Source organism: Aquipseudomonas guryensis (assembly GCF_014164785.1).
Classification (GTDB): Bacteria; Pseudomonadota; Gammaproteobacteria; order Pseudomonadales; family Pseudomonadaceae; genus Aquipseudomonas; species Aquipseudomonas guryensis.
This window is the reverse complement of sequence record NZ_JACJFN010000001.1, coordinates 288,168-313,430: the sequence shown is the minus strand read 5'-3', so window position 1 is coordinate 313,430 and position 25,263 is coordinate 288,168. Positions and strand designations below refer to the sequence as shown.

Here is a 25,263-nt window from a genome sequence, read left to right as displayed (position 1 = left end):
GCGGCTTCTGAACTGTAAAAACGGTGTAGTTTACCCGAGCGTGCCGAGGTACGCCCAGCTAATCGCTGGCCGTCGCAGATGAACTGCGCTGTGGTCGGCTCTTGGGCTGGTGGGTATGGGTCGAAAAGAGTACTTCGCTGATCCGCACGCCAAAATCCCATAGGTAGACGGTTATCGCTCGGGTGCTGTGCCGCTGGGCGCTTGATTGCGCTGGGCTTCCTGGGGTGGTATTGCGGGTGTCGCCTTATTCAGTGCGGGCTTTGCCGGTCAGGCGGGCTTTATGCGGACAGTCGAGATTGTTGGCGTTTGTGCGCTAGGCCTTGTGAATTCCGAGATGGCCCCAATATGTGTGGAATAGCGCTGTTGGTGCACGGCCGCCTCCGCGAGCAATACCTGCTCGCGTGGGTTTTTCGCTGGGGCTAGACTGGTCGGCAGCTGTGGGCATGGCGCGGGGGTGTTGCGCCACAGTGCTCATAAAGGGTTACAGACGGCACCTGCCAGGGGCAGGGTTGTGTAGTAAGTTAGACGTGTATATCTCAAGCCGTTTTGCGAAGCGCGTTTCAGGACGGGGCTCGCTTCAGAGGGTAGCTAATTGAACGACATGGCAAAGAACCTGATCCTGTGGCTGATCATCGCGGCCGTCCTGGTCACGGTGATGAACAACTTCTCCACGCCCAGCGAGTCCGGCAAGCTGAACTATTCCGAGTTCATCCAGCAGGTGCAGGAAGGCCGGGTCAAGCAGGTTACGGTGGATGGCTACATCATCAGCGGCAAGAACGCCGATGGCACCACCTTCGAGACCGTACGTCCGGCCATCGAAGACCGCGGGTTGATCAAGGATCTGATCGACAACAACGTCGAGATCGTCGGTAAGCAGCCCGAGCGTCAGAGCATCTGGACCCAGTTGCTGGTGGCCAGTTTCCCGATCTTGGTGATCATCGCCGTGTTCATGTTCTTCATGCGCCAGATGCAGGGTGGTGGCGGTGGCAAGGGCGGGCCGATGAGCTTCGGCAAGTCCAAGGCGCGTCTGCTCTCGGAAGATCAGGTCAAGACCACCTTTGCTGATGTCGCGGGTTGCGACGAGGCCAAGGAAGAAGTCGGTGAGCTGGTCGAGTTCCTCCGTGATCCAGGCAAGTTTCAGCGCCTGGGTGGTCGGATCCCGCGTGGCGTGCTGATGGTTGGTTCGCCCGGTACCGGTAAGACTTTGCTGGCCAAGGCGGTTGCTGGTGAGGCCAAGGTGCCGTTCTTCACCATTTCTGGTTCGGACTTCGTCGAGATGTTTGTCGGTGTGGGTGCATCCCGTGTGCGCGACATGTTCGAGCAGGCCAAGAAGCACGCCCCCTGCATCATCTTCATTGATGAGATCGACGCCGTTGGACGTCACCGTGGTGCCGGCATGGGCGGCGGTCACGACGAGCGCGAGCAGACGCTCAACCAGTTGCTGGTGGAGATGGATGGCTTCGAAATGAACGATGGCATCATCGTCATTGCCGCGACTAACCGTCCCGACGTGCTGGATCCGGCGCTGCTGCGCCCAGGTCGCTTCGATCGCCAGGTTGTGGTCGGCTTGCCGGACATTCGTGGTCGCGAGCAGATCCTCAAGGTGCATATGCGCAAAGTGCCGATGGGCGAGGACGTTGTGCCTGCGGTCATCGCGCGCGGCACCCCAGGTTTCTCCGGTGCCGACCTGGCCAACCTGGTTAACGAGGCGTCGTTGTTTGCGGCCCGCGCCGGTAAGCGTCTGGTCGAGATGAAAGAGTTCGAACTGGCCAAAGACAAGATCATGATGGGTGCCGAGCGCAAGACCATGGTCATGTCGGACAAGGAGAAGCTCAATACTGCCTTCCACGAGGCTGGCCATGCCATTGTCGGGCGTCTGGTGCCTGAGCATGATCCGGTCTACAAGGTGTCGATCATTCCGCGCGGTCGCGCCCTGGGTGTGACCATGTTCCTTCCCGAGGAGGACCGTTACAGCCTGAGCAAGCGCGCCCTGACCAGTCAGATCTGCTCGCTGTTCGGTGGTCGTATTGCTGAGGAGATGACCCTGGGCTTCGATGGAGTCACTACCGGGGCTTCCAACGACATCATGCGTGCCACCCAGTTGGCCAAGAACATGGTCACCAAGTGGGGCTTGTCGGAAAAGCTCGGCCCGCTGATGTATGCCGAAGAGGAGGGTGAAGTGTTCCTCGGGCGCAGCATGGGCAGTCAGCACAGTAATGTCTCTGCCGACACCGCCAAACTGATCGATCAGGAGGTGCGCAGCATCATCGATCAGTGTTACGCCACCGCTAAACGTCTGTTGCAGGACAATCGCGACAAGCTCGATGCGATGGCTGAAGCGCTGATGAAGTATGAAACCATCGACGCTGATCAGATCGATGACATCATGAATGGACTCGCTCCACGCGAGCCGAAAGGATGGCAGGGTGGTGGCGATAACAATGGCACGCCTGCTGCGCCTGTTGAAGTTGCCGAGTCCGCAGAAAAGCCTATTGGTGGCCCTGCCGCCGAGCACTAAGGTTACCAATGTCTGTTGTGCCAACCTTTGACCGGCTGCCTTGTGGCAGCCGGTTTCTTGATTTAAGCCGTCCGCAAGTGATGGGCATCCTCAATGTCACCCCTGACTCCTTTTCCGATGGCGGTCGTTTCGCTGCGCGGGATTCGGCGTTGCGTCATGCGGCGGAAATGGTCGCGGCGGGCGCAACACTGATCGATGTCGGTGGCGAGTCGACCCGGCCGGGTGCGCGGCCCGTTTCGCCGCTCGAAGAGATGGAGCGTGTGGCTCCGGTGGTTGAGGCTATTGCTGCCGAGTTGGATGTGGTGATTTCCCTGGATACTTCGACGCCAGCGGTGATGCGTGAGGGCGCGCGCCTGGGTGCAGGGCTGATTAATGATGTGCGCGCGCTGCGCCGCGATGGCGCACTTGAGGCGGCAGCTGACACTGGCTTGCCAGTCTGCCTGATGCATATGCGCGGCGAGCCCGGCACCATGCAGGAAAGCCCGCAATACCAGGATGTACTGGTTGAGGTTCGTGATTTTTTAACTGAGCGCATGGCTGCATGTGCGGCGGTGGGCATTCCTCCTGAGCGCATCGTGCTTGACCCGGGCTTTGGCTTTGCCAAGACGTTGGCGCATAACTTGAGCCTGTTCAAGCATCTGGAAGGCTTGCATGTGCTGGGGCGGCCGCTGCTGATCGGTGTTTCGCGCAAGAGCATGATCGGCCAGGCGCTGGGTCGTGAAGTCGGTGAGCGCCTCTATGGTGGATTGGCGCTGGCAGCTCTGGCCGTCGACAAGGGTGCCTGCATCCTGCGCGTTCACGATGTTGCCGAGACTGTCGATGCCGTGCGCATGATCGCGGCCGTGCAGGCTGCAGAATAAAAGCGAGTGGAGTGTTTATGAGTAGAAAATATTTTGGCACTGACGGTATTCGCGGCCATGTCGGGCAATTTCCCATTACCCCGGAGTTCATGCTCAAGCTTGGCTGGGCGGCCGGTATGGCGTTTCGCAAGCAGGGCAAGTGCCGCATTCTGATTGGCAAGGACACGCGCATATCCGGCTACATGTTCGAGTCTGCCCTGGAGGCCGGGTTGGTGGCGTCGGGTGCCGATGTCATGCTGCTGGGGCCTATGCCCACTCCGGCGATTGCCTACCTGACGCGTACCTTCCAGGCCGAGGCCGGGATCGTCATCAGTGCTTCTCATAATCCGCACTACGACAATGGCATCAAGTTCTTTTCCGGTAAGGGCACCAAGCTGCCGGATGAAGTCGAGTTGATGATCGAGGAACTGCTTGATCAGCCGATGACCGTGGTCGAGTCGGCGCAGCTCGGTAAGGTTTCGCGCATCAATGATGCTGCTGGGCGTTACATCGAGTTCTGCAAGAGCAGTGTGCCCACCAGCACCAGCTTTGCCGGGCTCAAGCTGGTCATCGATTGTGCTCACGGCGCCACCTATAAAGTTGCGCCCAGCGTTTTCCGTGAGTTGGGTGCGCAGGTTTCGACCCTGGCGGTGCAGCCCAACGGTCTCAATATCAATGATGATTGTGGTTCGACCCATGTCGCTGCGTTGCAGGCGGAAGTACTGGCGCAGCAGGCCGACCTGGGCATTGCCTTCGATGGTGATGGCGATCGCGTGCTGATGATCGATCATGACGGCACTGTGGTGGATGGTGATGAACTGCTGTTCATCATTGCGCGTGACCTGCAGGAGCGCGGCAAGCTCGGCGGTGGCGTGGTGGGGACGTTGATGAGCAACCTGGGGCTGGAGCTGGCGTTGGCCGAGCAGGGTATTCCCTTTGCGCGGGCCAAGGTGGGCGATCGCTATGTGATGGCCGAGCTGCAGGAGCGTGACTGGCAGCTGGGCGGGGAAAACTCAGGGCATGTGGTGTGTTTCCAGCACACCACTACCGGCGATGCGATCATTGCTGCTCTGCAGGTGCTGATGGCGCTCAAGCGTAGCGGTCTGACCCTGGCTGAGGCGCGCCAGGCTTTGCGTAAGTGTCCGCAGGTGCTGATCAATGTGCGTTTTGCCGGTGGTCTCGATCCAATCGAGCACCCGGCGGTCAAGGATGCCTGTGCGCGGGTGACCGAGCGTATGGCTGGGCGTGGGCGAGTACTGCTGCGCAAGTCCGGTACCGAACCGTTGGTGCGCGTGATGGTCGAGGGTGAAGATGAGGCGCAGGTGCGCGGCTATGCCGAAGAGTTGGCGAAAGTAGTCACGGAAGTCTGTGCCTGATTGGCTTGCCAGTGCAGATGCTCTTGGGTAACATCTGCGCCCACTTTGATCGACGAGGTCTGGCATGCGTCGCCCCCTGGTAGCTGGTAACTGGAAAATGCACGGTACCCGCGCCAGCGTCGCAGAGCTGATCAAGGGCCTTCGTCAGCTTGCATTGCCGAGTGGTGTGGAGGTTGCGGTTTTTCCGCCCTGCCTTTACATCAATCAGGTGGTTGCAGGTCTGGAAGGTAAGTCCATCGCCGTTGGTGCCCAGAATTGTGCTGTAGAGCCGATGCAGGGTGCTTTGACGGGAGAGATAGCGCCTAGCCAGTTGGCGGATGCAGCTTGTTCGCTGGTGCTGGTTGGGCATTCCGAGCGTCGCCAGATTCTGGGTGAGCGCGACGACATCCTCAGTCGCAAGTTTGCTGCGGCGCAGTCCTGTGGTTTGGTGCCTGTGCTGTGTGTGGGTGAAACGCTGGAGCAGCGTCAGGCTGGCAAGACCCTTGAGGTGGTTGCTGGTCAGCTCGGTAGCGTGATTGAAGAGTTGGGTGTGGGGGCTTTTGCTCGTGCTGTGGTTGCGTATGAGCCGGTCTGGGCCATTGGTACCGGGCTGACTGCAACGCCGCAGCAGGCGCAGGATGTTCACGCGGCCATACGTGCGCAGCTGGCGGCGGAGAATGCCGAGGTGGCGCGCGGAGTTAGGATTTTGTACGGCGGCAGCGTGAAGGCTGCGAATGCTGCCGAACTGTTCGGCATGCCGGATATCGATGGGGGGCTCATTGGTGGAGCCTCTCTGAATGCAGATGAGTTTGGTGCGATCTGTCGCGCTGCAGGAAACTGAAAAATGCTGGAAACAGTCGTAATTGTTGTCCATCTGCTGGTTGCCATTGGTGTGGTTGCGCTGGTGCTGCTGCAGCAGGGTAAAGGTGCCGATGCAGGTGCTTCGTTTGGTGCTGGTGCTTCGGCTACCGTGTTCGGTAGTCAGGGTTCGGCTACCTTTCTGAGTCGCTTTACCGGTATACTCGCTGCGATTTTTTTCATTACCAGCTTGGGTTTAGCGTTCTTTGCTAAAGAAAAGTCTGATATGCTAACGCAAGCAGGCCTGCCAGACCCGGCGGTGCTTGAAGTGCAACAGGAAAAACCGGCTGTCGAAGATGTGCCGGTGCTCGAAGAGCATGCACCAGCTGTTGAAGCGGCTGATGTGCCGAGCGCTCCGGAGCAGAAGTAACACCCGTTTTTGCCGAGGTGGTGGAATTGGTAGACACGCTACCTTGAGGTGGTAGTGGCCATAGGCTGTAGGGGTTCGAGTCCCCTCCTCGGTACCAAATCAACAGGGCCCGCTTTGTGCGGGCTCTGTTGTTTCTGGTGGTTCGGTTGACCCGGAAGGGGTGTCAGCCGTATACTTTCGCCCCAGCTTTGACGCGGGGTGGAGCAGTCTGGTAGCTCGTCGGGCTCATAACCCGAAGGTCGTTGGTTCAAATCCAGCCCCCGCAACCAGTGGTATAGAAGCCCCTTTTCAGGGGCTTTTTGCTAGCTGGACAGTCCGCCGCCAGTTTTTCTGAGTGGCTCGATGATGGGCGTTTCGCCCATTTTTTATTTGTACGACATGCACGGAGGGGTTCAGGTGTCGAGCAAGCTAGAGCAGTTGCAGGCCTTGTTGGCCCCGGTAGTGGAGTCGCTTGGCTACGAGTGCTGGGGTGTCGAGTTCCTGTCTCAGGGTCGGCATTCCTTGCTCCGGGTCTATATCGACCAGGCAGATGGTGTGCTGGTTGAAGATTGTGAAAAGGTCAGTCGGCAGATCAGCGGTGTGCTGGATGTCGAGGATCCGATTGCCAGTGAGTACACCCTTGAGGTGTCGTCACCAGGCATGGATCGACCGTTGTTTACTCTTGAGCAGTTTGCCAAACACGTTGGCGAGCAAGTGAAAATCAAGTTGCGTTCACCATTTGATGGGCGGCGCAATTTCCAGGGCCTTCTCCGCGGTGTGGAGGAGCAGGACGTGGTGGTGCTGGTGGATGACCACGAATACCTGTTGCCGATCGACCTGATCGACAAGGCCAACATTATCCCCCGTTTTGACTGAGGCGCGGATCCCGCGGAGTACGCGGATTGCGCAGTTAGCGCGGATTGCGTGGCTTCAATGGATTGCGAAAGGCGAGGCGTACGATGAGTAAAGAAGTACTGCTGGTTGTAGAGTCGGTATCCAACGAAAAAGGCGTACCGGCCAGTGTAATTTTCGAAGCGCTGGAGCTGGCTCTGGCGACGGCGACCAAAAAGCGTTTTGACGACGAGGTCGAGCTGCGTGTGGAGATCAATCGCCACACCGGTAACTATGAGACTTTCCGCTGCTGGAATGTGGTCGAGGAAGACGACCTGGAAAATCCGGCAGCCGAGCTCACTGTAGAGCAAGCCCAGGAGCAGAAGCCGGGCGCCAAGGTCGGTGACATTGTTGAAGAACCGGTCGAGTCGATCGAGTTCGGTCGCATTGCTGCGCAAACCGCCAAGCAGGTCATCGTGCAGAAAGTGCGCGAGGCCGAGCGTGCTCAGGTGGTTGACGCTTATCGCGAGCGTGTTGGCGAGATCATCTCCGGCACCGTGAAGAAAGTGACCCGCGACAGCGTGATCGTCGACCTGGGTAACAATGCCGAAGCGTTGCTGGCTCGCGAAGACATTATTCCGCGTGAAACCTTTCGTGTCGGTGCCCGTCTGCGTGCCCTGCTCAAGGAAATTCGCACCGAGAACCGTGGCCCGCAGCTGATTCTGTCGCGTACTGCGCCGCAGATGCTGATCGAGCTGTTCCGCATCGAAGTGCCGGAAATCGCCGAAGAGCTGATCGAAGTGATGGCCGCCTCTCGTGATCCGGGTTCGCGCGCCAAGATCGCCGTGCGCTCCAAAGACAAGCGCATCGATCCGCAAGGTGCCTGTATCGGCATGCGCGGTTCGCGTGTGCAGGCCGTTTCCGGTGAGCTGGGTGGCGAGCGCGTGGACATCGTGCTGTGGGACGAAAACGTCGCGCAGTTCGTGATCAACGCCATGGCCCCGGCCGAAGTGGCGGCGATCATCGTCGACGAAGATGCGCATGCCATGGATATCGCCGTTGGCGAAGACAACCTGGCCCAGGCCATCGGTCGTGGTGGCCAGAACGTGCGTCTGGCCAGTCAGCTGACCGGCTGGACGCTCAACGTGATGACCGAGGCGGACATCCAGGCCAAGCAGCAAGCCGAGACCGGCGACATCCTGCAGAACTTCATCGACGAGCTGGAAGTCGACGAGGAGCTGGCCCAGGTGCTGGTCGAAGAAGGCTTCACCAGCCTGGAAGAGATCGCCTACGTACCGATGGAAGAGATGCTCAGCATCGACGGGTTCGACGAGGACATCGTCAACGAGCTGCGTGCTCGTGCCAAAGATCGCCTGCTGACCAAGGCCATCGCCAACGAAGAGAAGCTGGCCGATGCCCAGCCTGCCGAGGACTTGTTGTCCCTGGAAGGCATGGACAAGAACCTGGCGCAAGAACTGGCAGTACGCGGTGTTGTTACCCGCGAAGACCTGGCCGAGCAGTCGATTGACGACTTGCTCGACATCGACGGCATCGACCAAGAGCGTGCCGGCAAGCTGATCATGGCCGCCCGAGCCCATTGGTTCGAGTAAGTTTTACGGCCTGAGGAGAGAAGTGCATGACGCAAGTCACGGTGAAAGAACTGGCCCAAGTGGTCGACACACCGGTAGAGCGCCTGCTGCAGCAGATGCGTGAGGCGGGTCTGCCGCACACCAGTGCCGAGCAAGTTGTGACCGACAATGAGAAGCAAGCCCTGCTTGCCCACCTCAAGAGCAGCCACGGCGAGAAACTGGAAGAGCCGCGCAAGATCACCTTGCAACGCAAAACCACTACCACCCTGAAAGTCGCTGGTAGCAAGACCATCAGCGTGGAAGTGCGTAAGAAGAAAACCTACGTCAAGCGCAGCCCTGACGAGATTGAAGCTGAGAAGCAGCGCGAGCTTGCAGAGCAGCGTGCCGCTGAAGAAGCAGCTCGTCTGAAGGCTGAGCAGGAAGCTGCTCGCCGTGCCGAGGAAGAAACTCGCAAGCAGCCGGCTGCTGCAGGCGCTGTCGCTGACGCAGTGGCTGCTCCGGCAGCGGCTCCGGTGATCGCTCCGGTCGAGGCCGTTGCGGCAATCGACCTGGCCGCGGCTGAGCGCAAGAAAGAAGAACAGCGCCGTCCGGAAAAAGCGCGCAGCGACGATGCCGATCGTCGTGGTGGTGACCGCAAGACCACTCAGCATCGCCCGACCGTCAAGGAAAAGGCACCGGCTCCGCGTGTTGCTCCGCGTACTGTCGACGAAGAGACCGATGGTTTCCGTCGCGGTGGCCGTGGCAAAGGCAAGCTGAAGAAGCGTAATCAACATGGGTTCCAGAGCCCAACGGGGCCGATCGTGCGTGATGTAAACATTGGCGAGACCATCACCGTGGCCGACCTGGCCGCACAGATGGCGGTCAAGGGCGCTGAAATCGTCAAGTTCATGTTCAAGCTGGGCACTCCGGTGACCATCAACCAGGTGCTGGACCAGGAAACTGCCCAGCTGATCGCTGAAGAGTTTGGCCACAAGGTCAAGCTGGTCAGCGACAACGTCCTGGAAGAGCAACTGGCCGAATCGCTGAAGTTCGAAGGTGAGTCGTTCCACCGTGCGCCAGTCGTGACCGTAATGGGTCACGTCGACCACGGTAAGACCTCGCTGCTCGACTACATTCGTCGTGCCAAAGTGGCAGCTGGCGAAGCCGGTGGCATCACCCAGCACATCGGTGCCTACCACGTCGAAACCGACCGTGGCATGGTCACCTTCCTCGATACCCCGGGCCACGCCGCGTTCACTCAGATGCGTGCTCGTGGTGCCAAGGCTACCGACATCGTCATCCTGGTGGTGGCGGCGGACGACGGCGTGATGCCGCAGACCCAGGAAGCCGTACAGCACGCGAAAGCGGCCGGCGTGCCGATCGTGGTTGCGGTGAACAAGATCGACAAGCAGGGCGCCAACCTGGACAACATCAAGAACGGCCTGGCTGCGCTGGATGTGATCCCGGAAGAGTGGGGTGGCGACACGCCGTTCGTGAATGTCTCGGCGAAAATGGGTACCGGTGTCGACGAACTGCTCGAGGCCGTACTGCTGCAGGCCGAAGTTCTGGAGCTCAAAGCTACTCCGTCGGCTCCGGGCCGTGGCGTAGTGGTCGAGTCCCGCCTGGACAAGGGCCGTGGCCCGGTGGCTACCGTGCTGGTGCAAGACGGTACCCTGCGTCAGGGCGACATGGTTCTGGTCGGCGTCAACTATGGCCGCGTGCGTGCCATGCTCGACGAGAACGGCAAGCCGATCAAGGAAGCCGGTCCGTCGATTCCGGTCGAAATTCTCGGCCTGGACGGTACCCCGGATGCTGGTGACGACATGACCGTGGTCGCCGACGAGAAGAAGGCCCGTGAAGTGGCTCTGTTCCGTCAAGGCAAGTTCCGCGAAGTCAAACTGGCTCGCGCCCATGCCGGCAAGCTGGAAAACATCTTCGAGAACATGGGGCAGGAAGAGAAGAAGACGCTCAACATCGTCCTCAAATCCGACGTCCGTGGTTCGCTGGAAGCACTGCAGGGTTCGCTCAGCGGCCTGGGCAACGACGAAGTGCAAGTGCGTGTGGTCGGTGGCGGTGTCGGTGGTATCACCGAGTCCGATGCCAACCTGGCGCTGGCCTCCAACGCGGTGCTGTTCGGCTTCAACGTGCGTGCCGACGCCGGTGCGCGCAAGATCGTCGAGGCCGAAGGCCTGGACATGCGTTACTACAACGTGATCTACGACATCATCGAAGACGTCAAGAAAGCCCTGACCGGCATGCTCGGCAGCGATGTTCGCGAGAACATCCTGGGCGTCGCCGAAGTACGTGACGTGTTCCGCTCGCCGAAGTTCGGTGCAGTGGCCGGCTGTATGGTGATCGAGGGTGTCGTGCACCGTAACCGTCCGATTCGCGTCCTGCGCGAAGACGTGGTGATCTTCGAAGGCGAGCTGGAATCCCTGCGCCGCTTCAAGGACGATATGTCCGAAGTGCGTAACGGCATGGAGTGCGGTATCGCGGTGAAGAGCTACAACGACGTCAAGGTCGGCGACAAGATCGAAGTGTTCGAGAAGGTCCAGGTGGCTCGTACGCTCTAACGCGCGAGCTGCAATACGCAACGCCCGGCCCCGCATAGCGCGGCCGGGCGTTTGCCGCTTTTGTACCCGTAGGTGCTGCCTGCGGGAGAGGTAAGGAAAATGGCCAAGATATACAGCCGTACCCAGCGTATCGGCGACCAGATCCAGCGCGAGCTGGCGCAGATGATTCCGCGTGAGGTTAAAGACCCGCGCCTGGGCTTCGTCACCGTCACCGCCGTGGAAGTCAGTCGTGACGTTGGGCACGCCAAGATCTTCATCACCGTGATGGGCGAGAACGATCCAGAAAAGATTCGCCAGAACGTGCGCGTCCTGAATGACGCCGCTGGTTACCTGCGCATGCTGCTGGGCAAGGCAATGAAGCTGCGCAGCGTGCCGCAGCTTCATTTCCACTATGACGAAAGCATCTCTCGCGGTGTGCACCTTTCCTCGTTGATCGAGCGTGCCGTCGCCGAAGACAGCAAGCACCAGGACGATTGACGTGGCTCAGGTCAAACGTATTCGCCGCAATGTCAGCGGCATCATCCTGCTCGACAAGCCGCACGGTTTCAGCTCCAACGCTGCGCTGCAGAAAGTGCGCTGGCTGCTGAATGCCGAGAAGGCCGGTCACACCGGCAGCCTCGATCCGCTAGCCACCGGCGTCCTGCCATTGTGCTTCGGTGAGGCGACCAAGTTCTCCCAGTACCTGCTGGATGCCGACAAGGGTTACGAAACCCTGGCCCAGCTTGGCGTTACCACCACCACCGGCGATGCCGAGGGGGATGTGCTGGAGCGCCGCGAGGTGACCGTCGGTCGGAGCGATGTGGAAGCACTGCTGCCGCGTTTTCGCGGGGAAATCAGTCAGATACCACCAATGTACTCGGCCCTGAAGAAGGATGGTCAGCCGTTGTACAAGCTGGCGCGAGCCGGTGAAGTAGTGGAGCGCGAGGCGCGTTCTGTTACTATTGCGCGCCTGGAATTACTCAGCCTCGAACAGTCGCAACTGCGCCTGAGCGTGGCCTGCAGCAAAGGCACCTATATTCGTACCCTGGTCGAGGATCTCGGCCAGTTGCTCGGTTGCGGTGCCCATGTTGCCGAATTGCGGCGTACTCAGGCTGGTCCGTTCAGCCTGGCGCAGACGGTAACCCTGGAAGAACTGGAACAGGCCCATGCCGAAGGTGGCAACGAGGCCGTGGACCGCTTCCTGCTACCGTCCGATAGCGGCCTGCAACACTGGCCGCTGCTGCAGTTCAGCGAGCACAGCAGTTACTACTGGCTGCATGGTCAGCCGGTACGCGCCCCGGAAGCGCCGAAGTTCGGCATGGTGCGGGTACAGGATCACAATGGTCGCTTCATCGGTATCGGTGAAGTGAGCGAAGACGGGCGCATTGCGCCGCGTCGGCTAATTCGGTCGGAATGACCGAAACCGTCAGCGGATTCGTTCGCTGGCGTACGAGGATGGCTGTCAACAGGCACGGTCACCCCTCACTTTTAAATACAGGGAGTAGTCCCTGGCCTGTTCACTCTAGGAGCCCATTACCATGGCACTGAGCGTTGAAGAAAAAGCCCAAATCGTAACCGACTACAAGCAAGCTGAAGGCGATACCGGTAGCCCGGAAGTGCAGGTTGCCCTGCTGACCGCCAACATCAACAAGCTGCAAGGCCACTTCAAGGCCAACGGCAAAGACCACCACTCCCGTCGTGGCCTGATCCGTATGGTTAACCAGCGTCGTAAGCTGCTGGACTACCTGAAGGGCAAAGATGCCTCGCGTTACAGCGCCCTGATCGGTCGCCTGGGTCTGCGTCGTTAAGACGTACCCCTGAAGTGAGAAGCTGGAAGTCAAAAGTCGCAGTCGGTCCAACCGACCGGGGCTTGGGGCTTCCAGCTTCTGGCTTTCTGCAGGCGGGTATTTAAAGCCCGTTCACAAACCGGTTCCGCCGAGCCGAGTTGCGAACAGACTTTCAGAGGGGTAATCCCTCGCTCCACAGTTTCCCCAAGGCAACAATAGAGAAGGAAAACACCGTGAACCCGGTAATCAAGAAGTTCCAGTTCGGTCAATCGACCGTTACCCTCGAGACTGGCCGTATCGCCCGTCAGGCCTCCGGCGCCGTGCTGGTCACCGTTGACGACGACGTCACCGTACTGGTCGCCGTAACCGGCGCCAAGACCGCCGACCCGAGCAAAGGCTTCTTCCCGCTGTCCGTGCACTACCAGGAGAAAACCTACGCCGCGGGCAAGATCCCCGGTGGTTTCTTCAAGCGTGAAGCGCGTCCTTCGGAAAAAGAAACCCTGACCTCGCGCCTGATCGACCGTCCGATCCGTCCGCTGTTCCCGGAAGGTTTCCAGAACGAAGTGCAGGTCATCTGCACCGTGGTTTCCACCAGCAAGAAGACCGATCCGGACATCGCAGCGATGATCGGTACCTCGGCTGCCCTGGCCATCTCCGGCATTCCGTTCAACGGCCCGATCGGTGCCGCGCGCGTAGCTTTCCACCCGGAAACTGGCTACCTGTTGAACCCGACCTACGAGCAGCTCAAGGCTTCCAGCCTGGACATGGTCGTGGCCGGTACCAAAGACGCCGTGCTGATGGTTGAGTCGGAAGCCAAAGAGCTGACCGAAGACCAGATGCTGGGCGCCGTACTGTTTGCCCACGACGAATTCCAGGCCGTGATCCAGGCTGTGACCGAGCTGGCCGCCGAAGCCGCCAAGCCGACCTGGGACTGGCAGCCGAAAGCCGAAAACACCGCTCTGCTCAATGCCATTCGTAGCGAGTTCGGCGAAGCGATCTCCCAGGCCTACACCATCATCATCAAGCAGGACCGCTACGCGCGTCTGGGCGAGCTGAAAGATCAGGTGGTGGCCAAGTTCTCCGGTGAAGAAGGCCAGCCTTCTGCCGGTGAAGTCAAAGATGCCTTCGGCGAAATCGAATACCGCACCGTGCGCGAGAACATCGTTAACGGCAAACCGCGTATCGATGGCCGTGACACCCGCACCGTGCGTGGCCTGAACATCGAAGTCGGCGTTCTGGACAAGACCCACGGTTCGGCTCTGTTCACCCGTGGCGAAACCCAGGCTCTGGTGGTTGCCACCCTCGGCACCGCACGTGACGCGCAGCTGCTCGACACCCTGGAAGGCGAGAAGAAAGACCCCTTCATGCTGCACTACAACTTCCCGCCGTACTCGGTCGGTGAGTGTGGTCGCATGGGTGCCACCGGTCGCCGCGAAATCGGTCACGGTCGTCTGGCCCGTCGTTCGGTGCAGGCCATGCTGCCGGCTGCCGACGTGTTCCCGTACACCATCCGCGTGGTTTCGGAAATCACCGAGTCCAACGGTTCGTCCTCAATGGCTTCCGTTTGCGGCGCTTCCCTGGCCCTGATGGACGCCGGTGTTCCGATGAAGGCCCCGGTTGCCGGTATCGCCATGGGTCTGGTCAAGGAAGGCGAGAAGTTTGCTGTTCTGACCGACATCCTCGGCGACGAAGACCACCTGGGCGACATGGACTTCAAGGTTGCCGGTACCGCCAATGGCGTCACCGCACTGCAGATGGACATCAAGATCCAGGGCATCACCGAAGAGATCATGGAAATCGCCCTGGGCCAGGCCCTGGAAGCGCGCCTGAACATCCTCGGCCAGATGAACCAGGTTATTGCCCAGTCCCGTAGCGAACTGTCGGCCAATGCGCCGACCATGATCGCGATGAAGATCGACCAGGACAAAATCCGTGACGTCATCGGCAAAGGTGGCGCGACCATCCGTGCCATCTGCGAAGAGACCAAAGCTTCGATCGACATCGAAGACGACGGTTCGATCAAGATCTTCGGCGAAACCAAGGAAGCTGCCGAGGCCGCGCGTCAACGCGTACTGGGCATCACCGCGGAAGCCGAGATCGGCAAGATCTACGTCGGCAAGGTTGAACGTATCGTCGACTTCGGCGCCTTCGTCAACATCCTGCCGGGCAAGGATGGCCTGGTGCACATCTCCATGCTGAGCGACGCTCGCGTTGAGAAAGTGACCGACATTCTGAAAGAAGGTCAGGAAGTTGAAGTACTGGTACTGGACGTGGACAACCGCGGCCGTATCAAGCTGTCGATCAAGGATGTTGCCGCTGCCAAGGCATCGGGCGTCTAAGTTCGACGCAACTGCAGTAAAGAGGAGGGCCCGCTTGCGGGCCCTCTTTTTTTGCCTGCGATTTGCCAGGACAATGGCGGTTTACGTAGTACCCACAAGGATGTTTGGCGATGGACATAACCTACTGCCGTTACCACCCGGCACAACCCGCTACCTGGCAGTGCGTGCCGTGCGAGCGGGATTTCGGCGACTGCTGCATTCCGCTGAATGCCGATGCGCCGGAGCAGGAGCCGGTGTGTCCGCTGTGCCGCCAGCGGCTTACCTTTCTCGGCGCGGCGAATACCGCCCAGCCTTTCTGGGAACGCATTCCGCAATTTTTTCTCTATGGCTTGCAGCAGGGGCCCTTGCTGTTCGCCGTGGCGCTGGCCCTGGCCAGCATGTTCATGCCGGGCTGGAAGCTGCTCTGGCTGGCGCTGTTCTGTGTGGCCTGCAAATACCTGCAGACGGTGATCGAGACCGCCAGCCAGGGTGATCGCGAGGCACCCGCGTTGCGCACGGCCTTCGATATCGAGGGCTTTGGCCTGTTCTGGCGCTTGCTGGTGATCTTCTTCATTGCCTTCGGCGCGCAGTGGCTGGCAGCCGATTTCGATAGCGAGGCACTGTTCTGGGCGGTCAGTCTGGGCGTGCAGCTAGTGATCCCGGCCTGCATCATCCGCCTGGCGCTGGACAAGACCCTGGGCGCGGCGCTGAACCCGGATGAGATTGGCCAGGTGATCAAGGCCATGGGCTGGCGCTACCTGATCCTCTGGGTGTTCCTGTTCATTCTCTGGCAGTCGCCGGACTGGGTCACCTACATGCTCTCGAACGGCTTGCCGAGAGTGGTGCTGATGCCGATTGCCACCCTGCTGTTCGGTTATTTCAGCGTGGTGATGTGCGCCATGATGGGCTATGCGGTGTTCCAGTATCAGGGCGCGCTGGGCTTTGCCGTGGCCGAGGAGGGCAGCAGTGCAGGTTTCCCTGTCGAGGAGTACCAGCGGCGCCGAGCCCTGGCCGAAGCGGAAATACGCCTCAAGGAAGGGCAGAGCGGTCCGGCCCTGGAAATACTGACCCAGGCTTTGGAGCGCCTGCCCAACGACCTCAAGCTGAACGAGCGCTTCCATCAGTTGCTCTATGGCCTGAATGCCACGGAGCGCTGCCTGCGCCATCTGGCCCATTACCTGCCGTTGGCGGCGCGGCTGAATCCGCCGCTGGCGGCCACGGCGTTGCTCAATGCGCGCCGGTTGCAGGCTGATTACCTGCCGGACGATGCCCAGGTTTGTGAGCGGGTGGCGCAGGCGTTGATCGAACGGCACAAGATCCGTGAGGGCCTTAGCCTGTTGCGCAACCTGCACCAGCGCTTTCCAGAGTACCCGTTCATCGCCCGTGCCTACCTGCTGGCTGCACGTGGGTTTGCGGAAGGGCTGGGGCAACTTGAGCCGGCGCAGAAACTGCTCGGCTTCATCCGCGCGCGTTATCCGCAATCACCGCTGCTGGCTGAGGTCGCCGTGTTAGAAACGACTATCCAGCGTTTGGCCGAGCGCAGCTAAGAACCGTAGCCCGGATGCAATCCGGGGGAGCAATCCCGGATTACGCTCAGCGCGCCAGATGCTGCTGGTACAGGGCCAGTTGCTGGGTCTGCTCGGCCTCCGGAAAGGCCTGGCGCAGGAAGCGGCTCAGTTCGCTGACACCGCTCAGGTCCTGACGCTGGCCGAGCTGGCGAGCCAGCTGCAGGGTCAATACGGGAAACTGCGGGGGCAGTTGCGTGCTGCGGCTCAGGCGGCGCCAGGCGCCCAGTGCGCGCTGCCCCTCGCCAGCGCGGATCAGCGGTGGCAGCAGGTGCAATTGCACGGCCGGGTGCTGCAGCAGGCGTTGCTCCATTTCGCCGCTGTCGTCGGCAATCCGCCGCAGCAGCGCCAGGCTTGTGCCGTCTTCGGGTAGGGCGAATACCTGCTTGAGCACGCTGGTAAGCAGCGCTTTATCCTGACGCCCGCGGGCTACTGCGTAGAGGCGTTCCAGCAGTGCTGGGCGGCCGGGATAGCGCGCCAGTAGATCCGCCCCGCTGCTGGCGGCCTGATCCAGGGCGAACTGGCTGAGCAGTTGGTCGAGGGCGGCCAGTTCGCGCTTGAATGGCGCGTCCGGGTCTTCCTTGTGCAGGTAGGCCTCGTCGACTTTGAGGCGCCCACCCAGGCGCGGCAGCCACACGGCGAGAAAGCCGGCACCCAGGCCGCCGAGGTGGGCGTAGTAGTTGGTGTTGCCCTCGGCCAGCAGCAGGCCGTACAGCTCCTTGCCCATCCACACCGGCAGAATCCACAGCGCCGGCGCCTTGAAGTAGCCGAACAGCGGGCCGAGCCAGTAGAAGAAGTTGATCTTGCGCAGGCCGTAGACGCCCAGGTACATGCCCATCAGCCCGGAGATCGCCCCGGAGGCGCCGACTCCGCTGACCCAGACCGGATCCACCGCCCACCAGAGCAGGTGCGAGGCCACGCCGCTGAGCAGGTACAGGCCCAGATAGACGGCGCGGCCCAGGGCGATTTCCAGGGCGAAGCCGAAGATGAAGAGGAACAGCATGTTGCCCAGCAGGTGGTCGAAGCTGCCATGCAGGAACATCGCCCCGAACAGGCCTTCAACCGTGAACCTGGCTGGGATAAAGCCGAAGCGCATGCTGCTGATCTGGTCGCGCGCCGCTTCGGCCTTCTGCCGCGCCGCTTGCCAGGCGTTGTCCGCACGATACTCCGCGCGCTGGTGCAGGCCGTGCTCGAACTCCAGGTCATGCAGGATCAGCGCCGCCAGGTCCTGACGGCGCATGCCGTCGAGATACTCGCGGCTGTCCTGATCCAGTTCCCGGCGCTGGCTGAAGTCCTCGGTGAAGAGTGCCCGCTCGCGATTGAGCAGGCCGCCGTCGAGGTAGGTGCGCACCGCGGTTTCCTCGCGCACCTGATCGCCACCCTGATAGCCAAAGTAGATCAGGGTGTTGAGCAGGATCAGCAGCAAGGTGATGACGGGCGGACGTTTCCAGTCCAGCGGGTGTTCGGCCGGGATGATCAGCATGACTTACTTCCGTGTACTGAGGCTTTACTGGCCGCGTTTGCTCTCGATGCTCTTCAGGCGTTCCGCCTCGAACGTCAGGAAGTAGTACATGCCGTTGCGCGGGCCGTAGACCCACTCTTCCTGTTTGAACTCCTGCTCGCCCTGAGCATTGAGGGTGTAGCCGATCACGCTCTGGCTGGCCGGTGCGCCACACTTCATGCGCACCTCGCTGCTGCGATCACCTTTGCTGGCAATGCCGTTGTCGCAGCGCATGGAGGCCGAAGCCGAAAAACTGCAGACAGCCAGCAGGGCACCGATAACGAGAGTTTTCATCTAGAGCATCCTTGTTCATGGGAGGGTAAAGCGGAGGAATTGGCGGCTCAGTCGCCGCGTTTGCTGTCGATCTTGATCAGGCGATTGCCTTCCAGACGCAGGAAATAAAGCATGCCGTTGCGTGGGCCATAGATCCACTCTTCGATGGCCACTTCGCTGGCGTAGCCGTAGTAGTCGACCACCTCGCGGTAACCGAGGAAGTCGCGGCTGACTGGCTCGCCACACTTGTCCAGCACTTCGCCAGCCATATCGCCAGTGCTGATCAGTTTGCTGCCGCAGCGCAGGGTGGAGCTGGCCTGTACCGCGCCGGCGAACAGCAGGCCAAGGACGATCAGCAGGGCGTTGCGCATCGAGAATTCCACACCGCAGGGGGTATTGGCCGGCAGCCTACACCGGCTTTTGGCGGCTGTCAGCGGCCGCGACGGGTTTCGATGCGGATCAGGCGATTGCCTTCGAAGGTAAGGATGCTGAGCATGCCGTTGTTCGGCCCGTAGACCCATTCTTCGATCTTGAATTCGCGCCGATCGTAGCTGCCTAGGGTGTAGCCGACCAGGTCGCGGTAGGCAGGCTCACCGCACTTGCGTTCGACCTCAAAGGCGCGGTCGCCCTCACTGACCAGTTGCGTGCCGCAGCGCATGCTGCCGGCCTGAGCCAGGCCGCTGCAGAGTGTCAGCAGGGCCAGGCAGAGCAGTTGGCGTGGCATAGTCTTACTCACTGCCCAGGTGCAGGGCGGTGGCGACCTTGCCGTCGGCCAGGGCCTCGCTGCTGCTGACGTCGAGCAGATAGATGCGCTGATCGGCCAGGCCGCCGCGCTCCACCAGATAGTCCTTGATACTGGCGGCGCGGGCCTGGGCCAGCTGGCGCAGGAGCAGCTCGCTTTGCCCCCAGGATTGCAGCACGGCGTCTTTCAGCTTGGCGCCACGCTCCTCATCAGGCAGCTCGGCCCACTCGGCCGGCGGCTGCTGCTTGAGGCGGGTGCGGTAGATGCCTTCCAGCAGCACGGCCTTGTCGTCCTCATCGACCACCAATTGCTCCGGTTCGGCGGGCACCGCATCGCCGCGGCGCTGCAGCATCTTGTACCAGGTGTTCTGGTATTCACGCTCCAGACGCTCGACTGCCAGCAGAGGGCCATCGCTGCTCTGGGCGCTCATGCCTTCGACTTCCAGGCGCAATACGGGGCGCTCCTTGAGGGCGGCGGCCAGGGTATCCAGGGCCTTCTGTGCGGCACCGTCCAGCTCATCGCTGCCGGCGGCGAACTGCACCTGGCTGAGATCGACCTCGCTGCCGCCGACCAGACCGGCGATGAACTTGAAGGGCGCCTGGGCGGCGCGCAGCACTAGGTTGCGCAGGGTCTGCCAGACGATCGGCATCACGCTGAATTCAGGGCTGTTGAGGTTGCCCTGCACCGGCAGCGCGATCTCGATATTGCCGTTGGTGTCCTTGAGCAGAGCCACGGCCAGGCGGATCGGCAGGTCCACGGCGTCTTTGCTGTCGACCTGCTCGCCCAGTTGCAGGTCCTCCACCAGCACCTTGTTCTCGGCATTCAGCTGGCCTTTCTCGATCTGGTAGTGCAGGTCGAGGTTGAGTCGGCCCTTGCGGATGCGGTAGCCGGCGAACTTGCCGGAGTAAGGGGTGAGGGTGGTCAGTTCGACATTCTTGAAGCTGGTGGCGATATCCAGGCTGTTCATCGGGTCGAACGGCGTCAGCTTGCCCTTGATGGTGACCGGTGCGTACTTGTCGACCTTGCCCTTGATATCCACGCTGGCGGTCTTCGGACTCTGGTTGTCGAGCGTGCCGATCTTGCCGTTGAGCTGCTGGATGGCCGTGGCGAAATTGGGGGTCAGGCTGAAGTCGGCGAAGTTGGCCGAGCCGTCCGCGATGCTGATGCCGCCAATGCGGATCGGCATCGGCTCGCCGGCCGGCTCTGCCTTGGCATTCGGCTCGGCTGGCTGGGCGATGATCAGGTCGTTGACGTTGGTGGTCAGGTCTTCATTGATGATGAAGCGGGTATAGGGCTGCTGCAGGCTGACCTGCTGGATCGCCAGGCCTTCGCCGTGGCGATAGTCGAGGCCGTCCACCACCAGATGCTGCCACTTGAGGAAATCGCGCTCCTTGAGCGTGTCGAGGGTGTGCAGCTGGTTGACCTCGGCGCGTCCGCCAATGCTGAAGGCCAGCGGCTCGACGCTTTTCAGGTCGACGGCCAGGTCGCTGCCGAGCAGGCCGCTGCGCAGCTCCAGGCGCATCAGCGGGGTGATGTAAGCCTGGGCCAGGCGCAGGTCGATATCGCGGGTGGCCACCTGCAGCTTGGCCGTGATCGGGCTCAGCTGCACCTGGCCGTCGGCCTTGAGCTGGCCTTTCTGGTTCAGGCCGCTGTCGAGCTTGAGGGTAAAAGGCGAGGTGCCCAGGCTGTCGAAGTCCTTGAGGTCGAGGTTGAGCGGGCCCAGCTCGACCTTGACCTCATTGCCGGGCGCGCGATCGGCCAGGTGGATCTGGTAGTCGCGCAGCTGCACGTCACGCAGGATCACTTGCCAGGGTTTGCCCGGCTCGGTGGCAGTTGCAGGCGTAGCTTCTGTGGCTGCGCTTGGCGCTGCCGGGGGCATTTCGCCAGTCGCTACGGCAGCGCTTGCGCTGTCCTCTGGGCTAGTCGGCGTGGAGCCTGCACCACCCTCGTTCGGAGCCGGAGCCGGAGCCGGAGCTGGAGCCGAGGCAGGCGCCGGTGTGGGTTTGCTTGGCTGGCTGGCGAGCAGTTTCTGCCAGTCCAGTTGGCCATCCTTCTCGCGTGCGGCCCAGGTTTCCAGCTTCTGGCTGCGAATCTTGCCGACTATGACCTGTTGCTTGGCCAGATCCAGGCTGGTCTCGGCGACGTTCAGGCTGGCCAGGCGCAGCAGGGGTTTGTCCTCTGGGCTCTTGATGGCGAAGTTGCTGAGATCGACCGAAGTGTTGCTCAGCAACACTTCCGTGCCCTTGGCCAGGCTCAGGTGGTAGTCGGTGCTCAGGCTGACCACGCCATCCTCCAGCACCAGTGGCAGAGCGTCGCGCACATAGGGCCATACGCCTTTCAGCTTGCCATCGGTGACCTTCAGCTGGCCGCTGGAGCTGATGGGGGTAAGGCTGATCTGTCCCTGCCAGTCGATACGCCCACCGTACGGTCCGACCGCGACCAGGTTCATCTCGGCATTGTCATCGGGCAGGGTGCTGAGGTTCTTCAGCTCCAGGTTGAGCGAGTCATAGACGAATTCGACCGGCTCGCTGGGGCGCAAGTCGCGGAAGTGCAGACCGTTCTCGATCAGTTCGATGCGCTCGATGCGCAGCGGAAAGGGCTCGCTCGGTTCTGTCGCCGCCGGTTGCTCCGGGCTGGCGGGCAGCTTGAACAGCTGGGTCAGGTTGAGCGTACCGTCCTTGGCGAACAGCACTTCGCTGCGCGCCTTCTCCAGCTCGATATCGGCCAGGTGCAGGGCGCCGCCCCATAGGCTATCCAGCTGCAGATTGGCGTACAGGCGATCGAAGGCGATCTGCTCCTTGTCCGTCTCGCCGATATGCAAGCCCCACAGGCTCAGCTCCAGGCTGAAGGGGTTGAGCTCGATACGTTCCAGGCGCGCCGGCACGTTGGCCAGTTGCGTCAGCTGCTGATTGGCGATGCGCAGGCCGATGCCGGGCAGGATCAGGAAACCGAGCAGGCTGTAGAGGGCGAAGGCGATCAGCAGTGCGCTCGTGGCGCGTTTCAATCCGTTGGGCATGGCGCGACTTCAACTTCCAGGCTGAGATGCCCGGAAGTATGGCATGGCTATTTTAAAGTGGCTCCCTCGGTATGCTGGCCGAGCCACTCAGAATTGCAGGATCAGGGTCTTCAGCGGTGGCTGGCCATCGTGCGAGGGGAAGTCCGCCGCCGGCGCCAGCACCTGCCAGTCGCGCACCGGCCGGCCGAGCTTCTCCGCGCAGCGCAGCACCTGCTCGCGCCAGTCGTCCATGGCCACGCGCGCCAGGTTGTTGCAGCAGATCAGCGTGCCATCGGCCGCGGTGGCGAGGATCGCCGGCTTGAGCAAGCTCTGGTAGTCACGCTGCAGGTCGACGGTGCCGAAAGCGCTCTTGGCCCAGGCCGGCGGGTCGAGCAGCACCAGGTCGAACTGGCGCTGCGCCAAGCGCGGATAGTGCGGCAGCTTGTGCCCGCGCCGCGCACTGATCGGCAAGCCGGCCAGTTGGCGGATGGCCGGAAAGTAATCGGACTGGATGAACTGCATGGGTGGCAGCTGCGGGTTGAGCAGACCGTTCTCGCGGCCGACCGCCAGGTTGCCTTCGGCGAAGTCGAGGTTGACCACTTCGCTGGCCCCTCCCGCCGCGGCGCACAGGCCAACGCCGCAGGTGTAAGCGAACAGGTTGAGCACAGACTTGCCGGCGCTGTGCGCCTTGACCCAGCCGCGGGCGTTGCGTAGGTCGAGGAACAGCAGCGGGTCCTGCCCCGGATGGCGGCCGCGCACCCGGTAGTTGAGGCCCCACTCGTGACCGATCTGATCTTCCAGCGCTGCAGGCTCGGCTTGGTACACCGGGTCGCTACGGTCGATGCGCGAGTTGCCTTGCGAGCGGTCGTTGTAGACCAGTTGCAGATTGTGGCCGAGCTGTTGCTGGACGGTTGCGTGCAGGTCGAGCAGGGCGTCGCGCTCGAGGCTCTGATGGAAGCTCTGCACCAGCAGCTGCGGGCCGTAACGGTCGGCGGTGAGGCCGGGGGCGCCTTCCTGGCTACCGTGGAACAGGCGGTAGCAGTCGGTGCCTTGCTCGTGCAGTTCGCCGAGCAGATCCTGGCGGGCGTCGAGAGCGGCGCGCAGCGCCTGGTTGAGAGAGGGCATGCGCGGTATCTCGGAAAAGGAAAGCGCGCAGTTTACCAGCCCTGCCGTTGTGCCGGCAGGGCTGGGTATTGCTCAGCGATTGAGGCGCTGGTCGATCAGGCTGTCGACCACGCTAGGGTCAGCCAGGGTCGAGGTGTCGCCCATGTTTTCCAGCTCGTTGCAGGCGATCTTGCGCAGGATGCGCCGCATGATCTTGCCCGAGCGGGTCTTCGGCAGGCCCGGCGCCCACTGGATCAGCTCCGGCTTGGCGAAGCTGCCGATCTCCTTGCTGACCAGCGCTAGAAGCTCGGCCTTGAGCGCGTCATTGAGCTCCGCGCCGAGCACCGGGGTGACGAAGGCGTAGATGCCCTGGCCCTTGATGTCGTGCGGATAACCGACCACGGCAGCCTCGGCGATCGCATCGTGCAGGACCAGCGCGCTTTCCACTTCGGCGGTGCCGATGCGGTGGCCGGAGACGTTGATCACGTCGTCGACGCGGCCGGTGATCCAGTAGTAGCCGTCCTCGTCGCGGCGCGCGCCGTCACCGGTGAAGTAGTAGCCGGGGTAGGGCTTGAAGTAGGTGTCGATCATCCGCTGGTGATCGCCGTAGACGCTGCGGATCTGGCTCGGCCAGCTGGCCTTGATCGCCAGTACGCCGGCGCCGGGGCCGTCAATTTCCTTGCCCTGCTGGTCCAGCAGCACCGGCTGCACGCCGAAGAACGGGCGGGTCGCCGAGCCGGGCTTGAGATCGGTGGCGCCGGGCAGCGGGGTGATCAGGATGCTGCCGGTCTCGGTCTGCCACCAGGTGTCGACGATCGGGCAGCGGCGCTCTCCGACCACGTTGTAGTACCACTCCCAGGCTTCCGGGTTGATCGGCTCTCCGACCGAGCCGAGCAGACGCAGGCTGCTGCGCGAGGTCTTCTGCACTGGACCTTCGCCCTCGCGCATCAGCGCGCGCAGGGCGGTCGGTGCGGTGTAGAAGATGTTGACCTGATGCTTGTCGATCACCTGCCAGAAGCGCGAGGCGTCCGGGTAGTTCGGCACACCCTCGAACATCAGGGTGGTGGCGCCGTTGGCCAGCGGGCCGTAGACGATGTAGCTGTGCCCGGTGACCCAGCCGACGTCGGCGGTGCACCAGTAGATATCGCCTTCGTGGTAGTCGAACACGTACTTGTGGGTCATCGCCGCGCCCAGCAGGTAGCCGCCGGTGCTGTGCAGCACGCCCTTGGGTTTGCCGGTACTGCCTGAGGTGTAGAGGATGAACAGCGGGTCTTCGGCGTCCATCGGCTCGGCCGGGCAGTCGCCGGACACTTCGCGCAGGGCCTCGTGGTACCAGAGGTCGCGGCCTTCCACCCAATCCACCTCGCCCTGGGTACGCTCGACCACCACCACGGTGCTGACGGCCGGGCAGCTCTGCAGGGCTTTGTCGACGTTGGCCTTGAGCGCGACGTACTTGCCGCCGCGCACGCCCTCGTCGGCGGTGATCACGGTGCGGCAGTCGGCATCGAGGATGCGGTCGCGCAGGGCATCCGGGGAGAAGCCGCCGAACACCACCGAGTGCACCGCGCCGATGCGCGTGCAGGCGAGCATGGCGTATGCCGCCTCGGGGATCATCGGCATGTAGATGCACACCCGGTCGCCTTTCTTCACTCCGCGCTGCTTGAGCACATTGGCCAGGCGGCAGACATGGCTGTGCAGCTTGTTGTAGGTGATGTGGGCCGATTCGCTGGGGTTATCGCCTTCCCAGATGATGGCGATCTGTTCGCCGCGCTCTGTCAGGTGGCGATCGATGCAGTTGTGCGCCACGTTGAGCTGACCGCCCTTGAACCATTCGGCCTGGCCCTTGGTCAGGTCGCTGCTGTGCACCTGGTCCCAGGGCTTGGACCAGTCGAGGAACTGCCTGGCCTGTTCGCCCCAGAAGGCATCGGGTTGCTCGATGGATTGGCGATACAGCCGTAGGTAGGCGTCATTATCCAGGTGGGCGCGCTGGCGTACGTCATCCTTGACCGGGTGGAGGCTGATTTCGAACATGGCGGGGTCCTTGTTATTGTCTGGCCGCGATGCCAAATAGGGTGAACCAAGCAGTTGCTTGGTTCAAGTGCCGTGCA

20 protein-coding genes and 2 tRNA genes are annotated in these 25,263 nt (G+C 61.8%); 15 read left to right on the top strand and 7 right to left on the bottom strand.

The window, feature by feature from the left end; genetic code table 11:
• Positions 1-601 precede the first annotated feature (601 nt).
• The 15 genes from ftsH (at position 602) to H3H45_RS01380 (ending at position 16,522) form a co-directional block, all read left to right on the top strand.
• A complete protein-coding gene (gene ftsH / locus H3H45_RS01450) occupies positions 602-2,518 on the top strand; it encodes an ATP-dependent zinc metalloprotease FtsH (protein ID WP_182833104.1) in 1,917 nt (638 codons plus the stop codon).
• An 8-nt stretch (positions 2,519-2,526) separates the two neighbouring features.
• The gene (gene folP, locus H3H45_RS01445) at positions 2,527-3,378 is read left to right on the top strand and encodes a dihydropteroate synthase (RefSeq protein ID WP_182831983.1); all 852 of its coding nucleotides are present in this window, start codon (positions 2,527-2,529) and stop codon (positions 3,376-3,378) included.
• Positions 3,379-3,395: 17 nt separating this feature from the next.
• Positions 3,396-4,733 (top strand): phosphoglucosamine mutase, encoded by a 1,338-nt coding sequence (glmM, locus tag H3H45_RS01440; RefSeq protein WP_182831982.1) that lies wholly within the window; start codon positions 3,396-3,398, stop codon positions 4,731-4,733.
• A gap of 64 nt (positions 4,734-4,797) precedes the next feature.
• Complete coding sequence (gene tpiA / locus H3H45_RS01435) at positions 4,798-5,553, top strand: triose-phosphate isomerase (protein WP_182831981.1); 756 nt, start codon at positions 4,798-4,800, stop codon at positions 5,551-5,553.
• Positions 5,554-5,556: 3 nt separating this feature from the next.
• The gene (gene secG / locus H3H45_RS01430) at positions 5,557-5,940 is read left to right on the top strand and encodes a preprotein translocase subunit SecG (protein ID WP_182831980.1); all 384 of its coding nucleotides are present in this window, start codon (positions 5,557-5,559) and stop codon (positions 5,938-5,940) included.
• A gap of 11 nt (positions 5,941-5,951) precedes the next feature.
• Positions 5,952-6,037, top strand: a tRNA-Leu gene (locus H3H45_RS01425).
• A gap of 95 nt (positions 6,038-6,132) precedes the next feature.
• Positions 6,133-6,209: transfer RNA gene (locus H3H45_RS01420), tRNA-Met, on the top strand.
• Positions 6,210-6,336: 127 nt separating this feature from the next.
• A complete protein-coding gene (gene rimP / locus H3H45_RS01415) occupies positions 6,337-6,795 on the top strand; it encodes a ribosome maturation factor RimP (protein ID WP_182833103.1) in 459 nt (152 codons plus the stop codon).
• 83 nt (positions 6,796-6,878) lie between these two features.
• Entirely contained in the window at positions 6,879-8,360 is a 1,482-nt protein-coding gene (nusA, locus tag H3H45_RS01410) for a transcription termination factor NusA (RefSeq protein WP_182831979.1), read from the top strand.
• Between the two features lie 26 nt (positions 8,361-8,386).
• Positions 8,387-10,891 (top strand): translation initiation factor IF-2, encoded by a 2,505-nt coding sequence (infB, locus tag H3H45_RS01405; protein ID WP_182831978.1) that lies wholly within the window; start codon positions 8,387-8,389, stop codon positions 10,889-10,891.
• A 99-nt stretch (positions 10,892-10,990) separates the two neighbouring features.
• Entirely contained in the window at positions 10,991-11,368 is a 378-nt protein-coding gene (gene rbfA / locus H3H45_RS01400; RefSeq protein ID WP_182831977.1) for a 30S ribosome-binding factor RbfA, read from the top strand.
• Between the two features lies 1 nt (position 11,369).
• On the top strand, positions 11,370-12,287 hold the full coding sequence (gene truB / locus H3H45_RS01395) for a tRNA pseudouridine(55) synthase TruB (protein WP_182831976.1): 918 nt from the start codon (positions 11,370-11,372) through the stop codon (positions 12,285-12,287).
• A gap of 121 nt (positions 12,288-12,408) precedes the next feature.
• Positions 12,409-12,678, top strand: coding sequence for a 30S ribosomal protein S15 (gene rpsO / locus H3H45_RS01390; protein WP_182831975.1), 270 nt, complete (start codon positions 12,409-12,411; stop codon positions 12,676-12,678).
• A gap of 212 nt (positions 12,679-12,890) precedes the next feature.
• Positions 12,891-14,996 carry a polyribonucleotide nucleotidyltransferase gene (gene pnp, locus H3H45_RS01385; protein ID WP_182831974.1) on the top strand — a complete coding sequence of 702 codons (2,106 nt, stop codon included), beginning with the start codon at positions 12,891-12,893 and terminating at the stop codon, positions 14,994-14,996.
• A 110-nt stretch (positions 14,997-15,106) separates the two neighbouring features.
• Positions 15,107-16,522, top strand: a complete 1,416-nt coding sequence (locus H3H45_RS01380; protein WP_182831973.1) for a DUF4013 domain-containing protein — start codon at positions 15,107-15,109, stop codon at positions 16,520-16,522.
• Between the two features lie 46 nt (positions 16,523-16,568).
• Here the strand turns inward: H3H45_RS01380 and H3H45_RS01375 are convergent, their stop codons facing one another.
• The 7 genes from H3H45_RS01375 to acs all read right to left on the bottom strand — a co-directional run bounded on the left by H3H45_RS01375 (position 16,569) and on the right by acs (position 25,186).
• Positions 16,569-18,023, bottom strand: a complete 1,455-nt coding sequence (locus tag H3H45_RS01375) for a rhomboid family intramembrane serine protease (protein WP_182831972.1) — start codon at positions 18,021-18,023, stop codon at positions 16,569-16,571.
• A 24-nt stretch (positions 18,024-18,047) separates the two neighbouring features.
• A complete protein-coding gene (locus H3H45_RS01370; protein ID WP_182831971.1) occupies positions 18,048-18,335 on the bottom strand; it encodes a DUF2845 domain-containing protein in 288 nt (95 codons plus the stop codon).
• Between the two features lie 47 nt (positions 18,336-18,382).
• Positions 18,383-18,685, bottom strand: coding sequence for a DUF2845 domain-containing protein (locus H3H45_RS01365; protein ID WP_182831970.1), 303 nt, complete (start codon positions 18,683-18,685; stop codon positions 18,383-18,385).
• A 59-nt stretch (positions 18,686-18,744) separates the two neighbouring features.
• Complete coding sequence (locus H3H45_RS01360) at positions 18,745-19,038, bottom strand: DUF2845 domain-containing protein (protein WP_182831969.1); 294 nt, start codon at positions 19,036-19,038, stop codon at positions 18,745-18,747.
• 4 nt (positions 19,039-19,042) lie between these two features.
• Positions 19,043-22,072, bottom strand: coding sequence for a DUF748 domain-containing protein (locus H3H45_RS01355; protein WP_182831968.1), 3,030 nt, complete (start codon positions 22,070-22,072; stop codon positions 19,043-19,045).
• 87 nt (positions 22,073-22,159) lie between these two features.
• Entirely contained in the window at positions 22,160-23,176 is a 1,017-nt protein-coding gene (locus tag H3H45_RS01350) for a class I SAM-dependent rRNA methyltransferase (protein WP_182831967.1), read from the bottom strand.
• Between the two features lie 72 nt (positions 23,177-23,248).
• Positions 23,249-25,186: an acetate--CoA ligase gene (acs, locus tag H3H45_RS01345; protein ID WP_182831966.1), complete on the bottom strand. Its 1,938-nt coding sequence runs from the start codon at positions 25,184-25,186 to the stop codon at positions 23,249-23,251.
• Between the last annotated feature and the right edge of the window lie 77 nt (positions 25,187-25,263).

Bases quoted from the DNA above. Each gene is read 5' to 3' on its own strand.
- glmM (WP_182831982.1), top strand. From the start codon at position 3,396: ATGAGTAGAAAATATTTTGGCACTGACGGTATTCGCGGCCATGTCGGG.
- rpsO (WP_182831975.1), top strand. From the start codon at position 12,409: ATGGCACTGAGCGTTGAAGAAAAAGCCCAAATCGTAACCGACTACAAG.
- rbfA (WP_182831977.1), top strand. From the start codon at position 10,991: ATGGCCAAGATATACAGCCGTACCCAGCGTATCGGCGACCAGATCCAG.
- H3H45_RS01370 (WP_182831971.1), bottom strand. From the start codon at position 18,335: ATGAAAACTCTCGTTATCGGTGCCCTGCTGGCTGTCTGCAGTTTTTCG.
- H3H45_RS01355 (WP_182831968.1), bottom strand. From the start codon at position 22,072: ATGCCCAACGGATTGAAACGCGCCACGAGCGCACTGCTGATCGCCTTC.
- H3H45_RS01350 (WP_182831967.1), bottom strand. From the start codon at position 23,176: ATGCCCTCTCTCAACCAGGCGCTGCGCGCCGCTCTCGACGCCCGCCAG.
- H3H45_RS01360 (WP_182831969.1), bottom strand. From the start codon at position 19,038: ATGCCACGCCAACTGCTCTGCCTGGCCCTGCTGACACTCTGCAGCGGC.
- ftsH (WP_182833104.1), top strand. From the start codon at position 602: ATGGCAAAGAACCTGATCCTGTGGCTGATCATCGCGGCCGTCCTGGTC.
- infB (WP_182831978.1), top strand. From the start codon at position 8,387: ATGACGCAAGTCACGGTGAAAGAACTGGCCCAAGTGGTCGACACACCG.
- H3H45_RS01365 (WP_182831970.1), bottom strand. From the start codon at position 18,685: ATGCGCAACGCCCTGCTGATCGTCCTTGGCCTGCTGTTCGCCGGCGCG.
- nusA (WP_182831979.1), top strand. From the start codon at position 6,879: ATGAGTAAAGAAGTACTGCTGGTTGTAGAGTCGGTATCCAACGAAAAA.
- folP (WP_182831983.1), top strand. From the start codon at position 2,527: ATGTCTGTTGTGCCAACCTTTGACCGGCTGCCTTGTGGCAGCCGGTTT.
- H3H45_RS01380 (WP_182831973.1), top strand. From the start codon at position 15,107: ATGGACATAACCTACTGCCGTTACCACCCGGCACAACCCGCTACCTGG.
- secG (WP_182831980.1), top strand. From the start codon at position 5,557: ATGCTGGAAACAGTCGTAATTGTTGTCCATCTGCTGGTTGCCATTGGT.
- tpiA (WP_182831981.1), top strand. From the start codon at position 4,798: ATGCGTCGCCCCCTGGTAGCTGGTAACTGGAAAATGCACGGTACCCGC.
- H3H45_RS01375 (WP_182831972.1), bottom strand. From the start codon at position 18,023: ATGCTGATCATCCCGGCCGAACACCCGCTGGACTGGAAACGTCCGCCC.
- acs (WP_182831966.1), bottom strand. From the start codon at position 25,186: ATGTTCGAAATCAGCCTCCACCCGGTCAAGGATGACGTACGCCAGCGC.